The sequence below is a fragment of the Novosphingobium sp. genome, from assembly GCF_032093395.1.
Lineage (GTDB): Bacteria > Pseudomonadota > Alphaproteobacteria > Sphingomonadales > Sphingomonadaceae > Novosphingobium.
In genome coordinates this window covers 58,263-70,847 of the sequence record NZ_DAMDBA010000006.1, presented here as the reverse complement: position 1 = coordinate 70,847, position 12,585 = coordinate 58,263, and the positions used below count along the sequence as shown (strand labels likewise).

Annotated in this window: 8 protein-coding genes; 7 read left to right on the top strand and 1 reads right to left on the bottom strand. The window is 65.5% G+C overall.

Annotation, left to right across the window (positions count from 1 at the left end):
* Positions 1–260: 260 nt before the first annotated feature.
* The gene (locus RT424_RS03815; protein WP_313434637.1) at positions 261–1,271 is read left to right on the top strand and encodes a family 43 glycosylhydrolase; all 1,011 of its coding nucleotides are present in this window, start codon (positions 261–263) and stop codon (positions 1,269–1,271) included.
* Positions 1,268–2,233, top strand: coding sequence for a glycoside hydrolase family 43 protein (locus tag RT424_RS03810; RefSeq protein ID WP_313434636.1), 966 nt, complete (start codon positions 1,268–1,270; stop codon positions 2,231–2,233). Before RT424_RS03815 ends, RT424_RS03810 begins: the two co-directional genes overlap by 4 nt.
* A 74-nt stretch (positions 2,234–2,307) precedes the next feature.
* On the opposite strand, the gene RT424_RS03805 is transcribed toward RT424_RS03810, so the two are convergent.
* Entirely contained in the window at positions 2,308–5,247 is a 2,940-nt protein-coding gene (locus tag RT424_RS03805; RefSeq protein ID WP_313434635.1) for a TonB-dependent receptor, read from the bottom strand.
* A gap of 275 nt (positions 5,248–5,522) precedes the next feature.
* Between RT424_RS03805 and RT424_RS03800 the strand changes: the two genes are divergently transcribed.
* From RT424_RS03800 to RT424_RS03780, 5 genes are all read left to right on the top strand, one after another.
* Positions 5,523–6,737 (top strand): rhamnogalacturonan acetylesterase, encoded by a 1,215-nt coding sequence (locus RT424_RS03800; RefSeq protein WP_313434634.1) that lies wholly within the window; start codon positions 5,523–5,525, stop codon positions 6,735–6,737.
* 140 nt (positions 6,738–6,877) lie between these two features.
* Complete coding sequence (locus tag RT424_RS03795) at positions 6,878–7,171, top strand: L-rhamnose mutarotase (RefSeq protein ID WP_313434685.1); 294 nt, start codon at positions 6,878–6,880, stop codon at positions 7,169–7,171.
* A 4-nt stretch (positions 7,172–7,175) separates the two neighbouring features.
* On the top strand, positions 7,176–10,205 hold the full coding sequence (locus RT424_RS03790) for a beta-galactosidase (RefSeq protein ID WP_313434633.1): 3,030 nt from the start codon (positions 7,176–7,178) through the stop codon (positions 10,203–10,205).
* Entirely contained in the window at positions 10,202–11,425 is a 1,224-nt protein-coding gene (locus RT424_RS03785) for a glycosyl hydrolase 53 family protein (protein ID WP_313434632.1), read from the top strand. The genes RT424_RS03790 and RT424_RS03785 overlap by 4 nt, the downstream gene beginning before the upstream one ends.
* Positions 11,426–11,469: 44 nt before the next feature.
* Positions 11,470–12,585: a glycoside hydrolase family 88 protein gene (locus RT424_RS03780; RefSeq protein ID WP_313434631.1), complete on the top strand. Its 1,116-nt coding sequence runs from the start codon at positions 11,470–11,472 to the stop codon at positions 12,583–12,585.

Below are 12,585 nucleotides of genomic sequence, written 5' to 3'. Positions count from 1 at the left end.
GCGCTCCTCGGTCACCCCTCCCTGGGGAAGCCCCGGCGGCGATCCGGGCCAGATCGGGAAGCGTTCGTCGGCAGCGCCCCCGCTTCCGCCCGCCGCAGCCAGAGCCCGGCCAGGCAGGAGGGGCGCGGCAGCCAGAGCGCTCAACGAACCCAGAAATTTACGGCGATCACTCGACATCTTGCACTCTCCCCGGAAGGTCTCATTATGAAGCGGAACATGCTGAAAATCATTCGAACTTTTGCCGGCTCCGGAAGCGCCGCATGATCGGCGCCTCGCTGCTCCTGCTGGCGGCCGCCACCACCACCGCCTCTGGCGCCGAGGTCGCGCCCAAGCCGCTGTTCCGCGATCCGGTGCATGACGGCGCCGCCGATCCCAGCACGGTCTACGATCCCGCCACGCGCGAATGGGTGATGTTCTACACCAACCGCCGCGCCGACCTGCCGATGGAGGACGAGAAGGACGTGCGCTGGGTCCACGGCACCGCGATCGGCACCGCAAGGTCGAAGGACGGCGTTCACTGGCGCTACGGGGGCACCGCGAGGCTTCCCGCAAGCTGCACCGGCGAAACGCTCTGGGCGCCGGATATCGAGCGTTTCAATGGCCAGTGGCACATGTGGCTGACGGTGGTGCCCGGCGTGTTCCGCGACTGGAATGCGCCGCGCTTCATCGTCCACCTCACCAGCAACGACCTTAAGTCCTGGACTTGCGGCGAGAGGCTCGACCTCGGATCCGACCGGGTGATCGACGCCAGCGTTATCGCGCTGCCGAAGGGCGGCTATCGCCTGTTCTTCAACGACGAGCGCATGGGCAAGGCCATCCGCACGGCGGACAGCACGGACCTGATCCACTGGAGCGTGAAGGACCGCCTCACCACCACGCCCGGCGAAGGCCCCAAGGCGTTCAGGTGGAAGGGCCGCTGGTGGCTGGTTTCCGATGCCTGGAAAGGCCTGTTGGTCATGCGCTCGGACGTCGACGACCTTGGGGGCGAACACTGGACCACCCAGCCCGGCCACATCCTCGCCACGCCCGGACAGGCACCGACCGACCGCGCCAAAGGGCAGCACCCCGACGTGATCGTCTCCGGCGACCGGGCCTATATCGTCTACTTCGTACATCAGGGCGGCGAGGACGAAGCCAAGGCGAACCCCGACTGGAACCGCCGCAGCGTGCTCCAGATCGCGGAACTGAAGGAGAAGGACGGCGTGATCACCGTGGACCGCGATAGCCCCACCCATGTCCGGCTCACCCCGCCGAAGGAGGCGCGGCGATGAGCCTGCTGCTGGACCGTCGCGCGCTGTGCATCGGCGCTACGGCGCTGGCCGGCTGCGCGACCACGCGGATCGCCCCGTCCGAGCCGGAAGGCCCGCTGCTGTTCGCCTATTTCAGCACCGGAAAGGGAGAGGCGGACGGGCTGAAACTGGCAGTGAGCGAGGATGGCTTCACCTTCCGCGCGCTTGGTGGCGGCAAGCCCTTCCTGGTGCCGCAGGTGGGCGAGAAGAAGCTGCTGCGCGACCCCTTCCTCTGGCGCGGAGAGGGGGCGGACGCGCCGTGGCACTGCATCTGGACCACGGCCTGGGAAGGCGTGACGATCGGCCATGCCACCACGCGCGACTTTGTGAACTGGACACCCCAGCGCGCGATCCCGGTCATGGCCTCCGTTCCCGGCACCCGCAACTGCTGGGCGCCCGAGGCGATCTACGATCCCGCCACGCGCCGCACCGTGATCTTCTGGTCGAGCACGGTGGAGGGCCGCTTCACCGAGACGGCCGGCAGTTCCGAAAGCGGCTACAACCACCGCCTCTGGTACACCACCACCGCCGATTTCGAGAGCTTCGCCGCGCCGCAAGTGCTCTACGATCCCGGCTTCAGCGTGATCGACGGCACTTTCGCGCAAGTCCCGAACGGCGGCCTCTGGCTGGTGGTGAAGGACGAAACCCTCGATCCGCCGCGCAAGTGGCTTCGCGCCGCCTCCGCTCGTAGCCCGCTGGGGCCGTTCGCGCCGCTGGGCGAGGTTTTCACGCCCTCGTGGGTGGAAGGCCCGATGACCACCCGGATCGGCGCCGAACTCGTCTGCTACTACGATGTCTATCGTGACGGCCGCTGGGGCGCGAAATCCACCCGCGATATGGTGGACTGGCAGGATGTCAGCGACCGCCTGGTCATGCCGCAAGGCGCGCGGCACGGCTCGCTGGTTCGCATCGACCGCAAGTTGCTCGCCGCTCTGGACACCTGAAAAAGCGGCTCCCGGATGGAGGATCCGGGAGCCGATAGTTCCGGCGTGGGAGGGCCCCGCCGTATTCTTCAAGATCAGAACTTCACATTGACGCCCGCAGAGATCGTGCGGCCGACGCGGGTCTGGAACAGCGTGTCCTGCCGCTGGCTATCGGTGTAGAGGCTGTTCTGCTCGTCGGTGAGGTTGGTGCCCTCGACGATCAGCTTGATCGAGTCAGAGATATTGTAGGAGGCCGAGGCGTCGACGAAGGTCGTCGCGTGGTTGCCCACCAGATCGCTGCCCGGCGAAGCGGGGATGCCGCGAATGAACGGTCCGCGATAGTTGATGGTGCCGCGGATCGAGAACTTGTCGTTCTCCCAGTAGAGCGTGCCGGAAGCGGTGTCCTTCGACAGTCCCACCAGGTCGTCACGCGTGGTGACCGTGCAGACGCCGCCCGCGCTGGAGAGGCAGTAATTGATCTTCGACATGACGTGCGTGTAGTTCGCCAGCACGCCGAAGTGGCTGATGAAGCCGGAGGCGAAGCTGAACGGGATCTGCGCGTTCAGCTCGATACCCTTGAGCGGGCCGCCCGGCGTATTGGTGGGCGTGGCGATGTTGAACAGTTCGTCGGGCGTCGTGTTGCTGCCGGTCAGCAATTCGTTGGGAAGGCCCAGTGAACTGAACGGTACCAGCGAATTCACGCTCTGCACGTAAGTCTTGATGTCCTTGTAGAAGAACGCGGCCGAAAGCAGCGAGCCGGGGCGGAAGTACCATTCCACCGCCGCGTCGAAAGTATTGGCGCGGATCGGTTCGAGCAGCGGGTTGCCCAGCGAGCCTGAGCGCGTCGTGGCATTGATGCCCACCGTGGGCACCAGCTGGGTGAGCGCCGGGCGCGAGAGCACTTTGGCCGCCGAGAAGCGCAACAGCAGGTTCTGCACCGGCTCTACCACGATGTTGGCGGACGGCAGCCAGTCGTCATAGCTGCGCGTGACGGCGCGGTACTGGCCGGTAAGGCCGGTGGGCGACGTGCGATCGGACAAGTTGATGAAGCCGGATGAGCGCTGCCAGGTGTGGATGTAGCGCACGCCCACATCGCCGCGCAGGCCGAAGCCCACCGCGTCGGAGAAGTCGAAGGTGCCCATCACGAAGGCGCTGCTCTGCTGCTCCTTCACGCCGGGGTTGGTCTCTCCGCAACCGGTGCAGGTGCGCGCGTCGAAGAGGTTGTAGGTATCGGCCAGCTTCTGCCAGTCCAGGCTCGCCCAGCTGCCTGGCGCGCCGTTGCCCCACAGGCTGTCTACCCCGGTGATCTGCTTGGTCAAGCTGGCCAGCGAGGTTCCCGCCGGCAGGGTCTGCACCAGGGTGTCGGCGGTGTAGTACGTGGTGAAGCGCTGCTGGAAGTCGCTCGAACGGAACTGGCCGCCGAAGTGGAGCTTGAAGGCGTCGGAGAACTCGTAGTGCGCATTCATCTCGCCCAGCATACCCTTGGTGGTGTTGCTGGCCGGCTTGCCCTGGAGACTGAAACCGCCCGTGACGATGCCCGCGCCCGGCGTGGGGCCGTAGAGGAAGTTGTTCGGATCGGACACGTCGAAACCGAAGCCCAGCACCGGGGTGCGGCCGCCGCCGGTATAGTCGATCGAGAAGTTGTCGGTATCCAGCGCATCCATGAAGTACTGCATGCGGATCTTGTCTTTCCACACCGACTCGTTGAGGCCAACCTTAGCATCGACGGTCAACCGGTCGTTGAACCGGCGCATGAAATTGAAGTTCGCCTGCTTGAAAGTGGTCGAATACTTCGAATGCAGGCCTTCCGAACGCACGTCCACGCCGTCCAGCAGGGCATATTCCACCGAGCCGAGGTCGGAAAGCTGCACGTCCTTCAGCGACATCATCGGATAGCCCTGGTTCGACCCGGAGCGGCCGAACGAGATTGCCTGGATGTAATTGTCGTCACGCGTCACGTTGAAGCGCGAATAGAGCAGGTCGAGCGAGATATCGGTGTCGTCGTCGGGCTTGTATTGCAGCGTCAGGGTGCCGCCGATGCGTTCCTGGGTCTGCGCGGAATTGATGTAGCGCGGGATGCGCGGGAAGAACGCGCCGCTGCCGGGCGTGTTGGGCAAGTCGTCGCGGCGGGCATCGTACACGGTCTGGTAGGCCGCAGTCGTGCCCGTGCGCGGATTGCCGGTGGAGCAGTTGGTCGCAGTGGTGCCGTTCGTGGCACTGTTCGCCGGGTTCTGCGGCGCGAAGCCCAGGGGAGAGCAGAACATGCCGTTCTGGTTGGCCGACAGGATGTCCACCGCCGAGTAACCGACCTCGCGCGTGTGGCGGCGTTGGTAGGCCAGCGAACCGAGGATGCCGAAGCCGCTGTCCCCGAACTGCTTGGAAACCAGCGCCGAGGCTCGCGGATCGACCTTCTTGGACAGTTCGTTCCATACGCCGCGGCCCGTGGCGGAGAACACGAAGTCCTTGTTCTGGTCCATCGGCTTGGGCGCGCTGAGGTCCACCGTGGCGCCCAGCGAACCTTCCTCGATATCGGCGGAAGGCGTCTTGCGCACGGTCAGGGCCGAGAAGATTTCGGTCGGGAACACGTTGAAGTCGAAGCTGCGGCCGTTGTTGCCGGCGCCGTAGATGTCCGATCCGCCGGTCTGCGCGGCGGCTTCCATGCCGTTGATGCGCACGCGCGTGAAGTCCGCGCCCAGGCCGCGAACCGAGATGTTCTTGCCCTCGCCGCCGTCACCGCGCTGGAGCGCGACGCCGGGGATGCGCTGCATCGATTCGGCGAGGTTGGAATCGGGAAACTTGCCGAGATCCTCGGCCTTGATGGTGTCGATCGCGGCGGTCTCGACGCGCTTGTCGGCCAGCGCCGCATCGAGAGAAGCGCGAAAGCCGGTGACGATGATTTCGGAAGGGCTGGGGGTATTATCTGTTGCGCTGTCCTGCGCGGCAGCCATCTGCGGCATCGCGAAAAGACATGCCGCGATCAGCGCCGGCACCGAAGCGCGGTTGCGCATGACGGATTTCGAGAAAGCCCTTCCCATTTTCCTCACTCCCAGTTTCTGTTCTTGTCCGAACATTCGCCCACTATGTGGGATTGAGTTTTACAATATACCTCGTTCTCGCTCAATTCCAGTCAAAATCGCTATGAGTTGACGAGTCATCCTTATTTGCAGGTGGGACGCGGCTGGAAAGCGATGGAAAGAGCGAGAGTTTCGCCGCGCGATGGATTGACTTGCCGTGCTCCCGTTATATGCCGTTCGGAACCGCCATATGGGACGATGATCGAGCGCGTCCGCCCAGCAGAGGATCACCTGAAATGTCGTGCAGTATGGCTCTGGCCCTGGCCACAAGCATGCCCGCCGCCGTGAATCCCACCATCGACATCGATCTCTCCGGAAAGACCCTTGCCGAGATGCCCGGCTTCAGGGCTGGCGGAAACGGTGTGGAGCGGCGCGATGCGTCAGGCGGCTTCGTCTATTCGATATCGCTGCCCGAAGGGACGTACCGCGTTACCCTGACACTGGGCGACAAGCGCAGCGCGGGGCGCACCACCGTCAAGGCCGAGAGCCGCCGCCTGATGCTGCGCGATGTCGCGACCAGACGCGGACAGGCGGTGTCGCGCAGTTTCCTGGTCGATGTGCGCGACGCGCGGCTGCCCGCGCCCCCGGCCAATGCCCCGCGCTCCGGACAGGCCGTATCGCTGGACGAGCGGGATCTCGCCAGCTTCAGTTGGGACGACAAGCTGACCCTCGAGTTCCTGGGTCAACCGCGCGTTTCCGCCATCCATGTAGAGCGGGCCGAGGCGCCACGCCTGTTCCTGGCAGGTGATTCGACCGTCGCGGACCAGTATACGGAGCCGTTCGCCAGTTGGGGGCAGATGTTGCCCGCGATGCTGAACGATCATGTCGTGGTGGCCAACCATGCGAAATCCGGCGCGACGATGAAGTCCTTCCTCGCACAATTGCGCTTCTCCAAAGTGCTGTCGCAGATACGCAAGGGCGACTGGCTGTTCGTCCAGTTCGGCCACAACGACCAGAAGGCCGAATGGCCGATGACCTATCTCGACCCGGTGCAAACTTATCCAGCCTATTTGCGGGCTTATGTCGCCGAGGCACGCGCGCGCGGTGCCCATCCGGTTCTGGTGACTTCCCCGGAGCGGCGCAATTTCGATGGGGCCGGAAAGATCAAGGACACGCTCGGCGCCTATGCGGAAGCGGTGCGCAAAGTGGCGGCCACCGAAAACGTGCCCCTGATCGATCTCAACCGCGACAGCATCGCGATCATGGAAGCGCTCGGCCCGGAAGTCTCGCCCCGCGCCTTCGCCGAAAATGGCAAGGACAGGACGCACAACGACAATTACGGCGCCTGGCTTTTCGCTGCCGCCGTGGCCCGACAGATGCGCGAGAAAGTCCCGGAACTGGCGCCCTACGTGACGTTGGGCGAGTTCGATCCCGCCCACCCGCCCCTCCCCGATACCCTGCCGATCGCGCCCAGCCTGCCGCTGGAGGAAAGCAAGCCCGAGGGGAGCTGAAGCGGCAGTTTTCTCCGAAATGTCGATTGACGCGCCCTCGTGGACGAGTTACCAAATATCGGTATTGATATCCATATAATGGAACAGGTGGGAGATTGGGTGTGCCGGATAGTGGAACGGGTTCCATCCACGCCTTCAGGATGCAGTTGAAGCCCGGCACGGTGGAGGAATACCGCCGCCGTCACGACGCCATCTGGCCCGAACTCTCCGCCCTGCTGACCGAAGCGGGCATCCGCGATTACTCCATCTTCCTTGACGAAGACAGCCTTGCCCTGTTCGCGGTATTGCGGCTGCTGCCCGACAATACGCGCGACACTCTGCCCGATCATCCGGTCATGCGCCGCTGGTGGGACTATATGGCCCCGCTGATGGAAGTGGACCCGGGCAACCGTCCGGTCGAATGGCCGCTCTCCCTCCTGTTCCACATGGATTGACGCGATGAAGCGCGCTTTCCTCTCCGCCCTGCTGCTGACAGCGGCACCCCTGCCCGCCATGGCGCAGGAAGCGAAGCCCACGGCTGACCTTTCCGCCCCGGTCCAGACGTTCGGCCGGGTTTCGTTCGATGCCCGCTCGCTGATGATCGACGGCAAGCGTCAGGTGATCTGGTCGGGCGAGTTCCACCCCTTCCGCCTGCCCAGCCCCGATCTCTGGCGCGATGTCCTCCAGAAGATGAAGGCCAGCGGGTTCAACACCGTCGCGCTCTATTTCGACTGGGGCTACCACTCGCCCAAGCAGGGGGTCTACGACTTCAGCGGCATCCGCGATCTCGACCGCCTGCTGACCATGGCCGAGGAAGAAGGCCTATGGGTCATGACCCGCGCCGGGCCTTACGTGAACGCGGAAGTATCGCGCGGCGGCTTTCCGGGCTGGCTGGTCAACCAGAAGGGCCGCGCCCGCACCGACGATCCCGAATACATGGCCGCCGCCGACGAATGGCTGACGCAGATCAACGCGATCATCGCCCGCCACCAGATCAACGGCGACGGTGAAGGTCGTGGGGGCAAGGGCCATAAGGGCTCCGTCATCCTCCACCAGATCGAGAACGAACTGGCGCTGACCACCCCGGCCCAGCGCCGCTACATGGACCACCTCTACGCCAAGGCACGCGCGGACGGCATCACCGTGCCGATCTTCCATAACGACCAGGGCCGCAACGGCTATTGGGTGCCGGAAGGTTCCTCCGTGGACAAAGTCGTCCACGGCCCCAACGACATGTACGCCTTCGACGGCTACCCCGGCGGCACCTGCACCGTGGAAGGCAAGCCGACGCGCAGCGTGGCCGCGCCGGACTGGGGCTTCTACGGCCCCGGCGGCGCGAAAGGCGGCGCGTCCGCCTCGCCGAAGACGCCCGGCTTCCTGGCGGAATTCGGCGGCGGCTGGTTCGACTATTGGGGCTCCAACGGCAGCTACGAGTGCAACGCGATCCAGCGCGGCAAGCGGTTCCAGCGGGTGTTCTACGGCACCAACCTGGCCAACGGCATCGGCATCCAGAGCTTCTACATGGTCTATGGCGGCACCAGCTGGGGCTGGCTGCCCGCCCCGGTAGTCTTCACCAGCTACGACTATGGCGCGGCCATCTCCGAAGCGCGAGGGCTTCGCGAAAAGGCGATGGAGATGAAGCAACTGGGCGGGCTGATCGCTTCCGTGCCGGACCTTGCGGGCATGATCCCGGCAGGCACGCCCGAAATCTCCTCCCCCAATATCCAGGTCTACCATAACAAGAGCCTGGAAACCGACGCGCGCTTCCTGATGGTAACGCACAAGCCGTCCAACGGGCAGACCGACGACAGCTTCACCGTCACCGCCGCATTGCCGGACGGCCGCTACACATTCCCGATGCGGCTCAATGGCTTCGACGCCAAGTGGCTGGTCGCCGGCGTGAATCTGGGCGGGCAGCGGCTGGTCTACTCGACCTCCGAATTGCAATCGGCCTCGAAGACCGGGGATGCCGACCTGCTGCTGCTTTACGGCCGCGCCGGGGAAACCGGCGAGACGGTGCTGCGCTACACCTCCGCGCCGAAAGTCGAAGTGCTGGAAGGCGCGGCGACGAGCGCCTTCGATGCGGCGAAAGGCGACCTGAAACTCACCTACACGCACAAGGGCCGCTCGGTGCTGCGCGTGAGCGGCGGAGGACGCGGCGACCTTATCCTGATCCTGGCCGACGAGGCCGAAGGCGCGCATTACACGCGCGCGCAGACCGCGGCCGGAACCGTGCTGGTGCGCGGCCCCGAACTGGTGCGCAGCGCGGCCCTGAAAAGCGGTGGCCTGGCCCTCACCGGCGACATCGCCCAGCCGGGCGCGATCGAGGTCTGGGCACCCGCCATCGTCCGCTCGCTGACCTGGAACGGCGCGCGTGTTGCTACCAAGGCGTCCGTCGCGGGCGGCATGAATTCCACCACCTCCCTGCCCGGCCCCGCGCCGATCGCGCTTCCCGCGCTCACCGGCTGGCGCATGGCCAAGGGCTCGCCCGAGGCCGATCCCAAGTTCGACGACAGCGCTTGGCAGGCCGTGGGCGGCAATCGCCCCAACGCCAGCATCACCCAGCGCCCCGATGGCCAGCCGAACCTCGGTATGGACGCCTATGGCTTCCACGAGGGCGACGTCTGGTATCGCGGCCGTTTCGACGGCACCGCGGGCGCGAAGACCGTTTCCCTGTTCTATGGCGCCGGTGGTTCCGGCCTCGTGCAGGCCTGGCTGGACGGCAAGTTCATCGGCCAGGCCGAGACGCCCGGCGGCATCCCGCGCCCGATCACCACCGGCACCGTCACTCTCGACCTGCCGCCCGAAGCGCAGGCAAGCGGCAGCCATGTGCTCTCGGTCATCGTGCGCAACAACGGCCACAACTGGGATCTCGATGCCGACGACTTCCACAAGGAAGCGCGCGGGCTGATCTCCGCCTCGATCTCGCAGCCGGGCGGGCGCAGCTTCGCGGTGCCGATCGCGTGGAAGATCCAGGGCAAGCGCGGCGGCGAGGATCTGGCCGACCCGGTGCGCGGCATCGCCAACAACGGCGGCCTCCATGGCGAGCGCATGGGCTGGCATTTGCCCGGCTTCGACGACCGCAAGTGGACGGCCGCAACCGTGCCCGCCACCAGCGCCGAGCCCGGCACCACCTGGTATCGCACCGCCTTCGACCTTGCGGCACCCAAAGGACAGGACGCGACCATAGCTCTGGCTTTCGGCGACACCGAAAGTCCCCGCTCGGTGGCGAAGTATCGCGTGCTGATCTTCGTAAACGGCTGGAACATGGGCCAGTTCGTGGCCCATGTCGGCCCGCAGCGCGTGTTCCCGATCCCCGAGGGCATCCTCAACCATCGCGGCACCAACCACGTCGCCCTCGCCGTTACCAGCGACGGAGCGCCGGGCGATGCGCTGGAGGCGGTCAAGCTCGTCACCTTGCGCAATGTGCGGGGCGGCATCCCCGTGCAGACGGTCAGCGCACCCGTCCGCCCGGACCAGTTGAAGTGACGGGCGGCACGCTCACCCGGCGCCAGTTGGGCGTAGCAGGCGCCGGGGCGCTCTGCCTTGCCGCGCTGCCGGGCGCGGTGAGCGCCGCCCCCAGGAAGGGTACACGTCCGTGGCCCTACCTGATCGGCGCGGACGTCTCCTGGATTCCCGAGGACGAAGCCGCAGGGGCCACCTATTACGAAGACGGCAACCGCAAGGACGTGCTCGCGATCTTCCGTGACGCCGGGTTCAACGCGATCAAGCTGCGCCTCTTCGTCGATCCCGCAAACGGCTATTCGAAGGGCAAGCCCGGCGGCCCCTGGTGCGACCTGCCGCGCACGATCGATTTCGCGCGACGGATCAAGGCGGCCGGCTTTCATCTCTCGCTTACCCTCCACTATTCCGACACCTGGGCCGACCCTCAGCATCAGGACAAGCCCGCGGCCTGGGCCGAACTGCCTTTCACCAAGCTGGTCGAAGCCGTCCACCGCCATACCGACGAGACGTTCGCCGCGATGAAGGCGGCAGGCGTCGCGCCCGATCTGGCGATCCTGGGGAACGAGACGACGTTTGGCATGCTCTGGCCCGATGGCCGCGTGCCGCTGACCATCGCCACCGGCAATCCGGTGACCGACAGGGAACATATGAATGTCTCCGGCGCAGGCGGCTACGACCGGTTCGCCGCGTTGCTGAAGGCGGGCATCGCCGCCACCCGCGCGCAGCTTCCCGGAACGCCGATCGCGCTGCACAACCACCTCGGCCGCCACTGGCCGATCGTCCGGCACTGGACCGACAGCCTGATTGCGCGCGACGTGGATTTCGATGCGCTCGGCTTCTCCTGCTACCAGCAGGCCGCCCAGGGCGACTGGGAGCGGACGTTCGCGGAATTCAGCCGTCGCTACCCGGACAAGGGCTTCTTCGCGATCGAATATTCGTCGCGCAAGCGCTACCTCAACGACCTTGTCCATGCCCACCCGAACGGCTGGGGCAGCTACATCTGGGAACCGACGCGCCATCAGGAAGCGATCTTCCTGAAGGACGGCAAGAGCGCCGGCGAAGGCCCGCGCCCGGACCTGCTCTCGCAGGGCCTCAATTCCGCCGAAGCACCCGGCGCGACACCCTCTTCGGAGCCCGCTCCCGGCACTCCGAAATCCGAAGACCACGGCGGCCGGTACGATGCCGATCCCGCCTTCCTGCAACTCTATCGCCAGATGGCGCGCGATTACGGAGTCCTGAAATGACCCATCGCACACTCTGCCGCTGCACCGCCCACAGGAGAACTTGAGTGGCCGCTCTTACCCATGACATCCCCCGCCAGCAGGTCACCGCGGCGATCGACCTGCTCATGCACAACCTCGTCAACATCAAGGACGAGACCGGCGAATTCCTGCTGCGCCTCGAAGACGGCCGGGTGATCGACACCAAGGGCTGGGCCGGCTGGGAATGGACCCACGGCATCGGGCTGTTCGGCATGTGGCGCTATTTCGAGCAGACCGGCGACGAGAAGGCGCTGAACATCATCCGCCAGTGGTTCGAGGACCGCTTCGCCGAAGGCACGCCCACCAAGAACATCAACACGGTCGCCCCCTTCATCACGCTGGCCTATCTCTACGAACTCGACGGCGATCCCAGCTATATCCCCTATCTCGACACCTGGGCCGAATGGCTGATGGCGCCGGATGGCCTGCCCAAGACCGAGGAAGGCGGCTTCCAGCACATCGTCTACAACGACGAGAATCCGGGCGAACTCTGGGACGATACGCTAATGATGAGCGTGCTGCCGCTGGCCAAGATCGGCCTGCTGCTGGACCGCCCCCAGTATATCGAGGAAGCCAAGCGCCAGTTCCTGATTCACATCAAGTATTTGGCGGACAAGAAGACCGGGCTGTGGTTCCACGGCTGGGACTTCACCGACCGCCACAACTTCGCCGAAGCGCTCTGGGCGCGCGGCAACTGCTGGGTGACGATCGCGATCCCGGAGATCATCGAACTGCTCGATCTCCAGCCGGGCGACGCCTTCCGCTCGTTCCTGATCGATACGCTGGCCGCGCAAGTGCGCACGCTCGCCGCCACGCAGGACGCGGAAACCGGCCTGTGGCACACCCTGATCGACGATCCGACCAGCTACCTTGAAGCCTCCGCCACGGCGGGCTTCGCCTATGGCATCCTCAAGGCCGTGCGGAAGGGCTACCTACCGCGCGAATACGAGGCGGTGGGCATCAAGGCGGTGCGCGGCGTGCTGGCCAATATCGACGAGACGGGCGAGCTTCAGCAGGTCAGCTTCGGCACGGCGATGGGCGACACGCTCCAGTTCTACAAGGACATCGCGCTCACCTCCATGCCCTATGGCCAGAGCCTTGCCATCTGCGCGCTGGCCGAGTTCCTGCGGACCTATATCTGA

Coding starts and splice junctions, on each gene's coding strand:
- RT424_RS03815 (WP_313434637.1), top strand. CDS start 261: ATGATCGGCGCCTCGCTGCTCCTGCTGGCGGCCGCCACCACCACCGCC.
- RT424_RS03810 (WP_313434636.1), top strand. CDS start 1,268: ATGAGCCTGCTGCTGGACCGTCGCGCGCTGTGCATCGGCGCTACGGCG.
- RT424_RS03805 (WP_313434635.1), bottom strand. CDS start 5,247: ATGGGAAGGGCTTTCTCGAAATCCGTCATGCGCAACCGCGCTTCGGTG.
- RT424_RS03800 (WP_313434634.1), top strand. CDS start 5,523: ATGTCGTGCAGTATGGCTCTGGCCCTGGCCACAAGCATGCCCGCCGCC.
- RT424_RS03795 (WP_313434685.1), top strand. CDS start 6,878: ATGCAGTTGAAGCCCGGCACGGTGGAGGAATACCGCCGCCGTCACGAC.
- RT424_RS03790 (WP_313434633.1), top strand. CDS start 7,176: ATGAAGCGCGCTTTCCTCTCCGCCCTGCTGCTGACAGCGGCACCCCTG.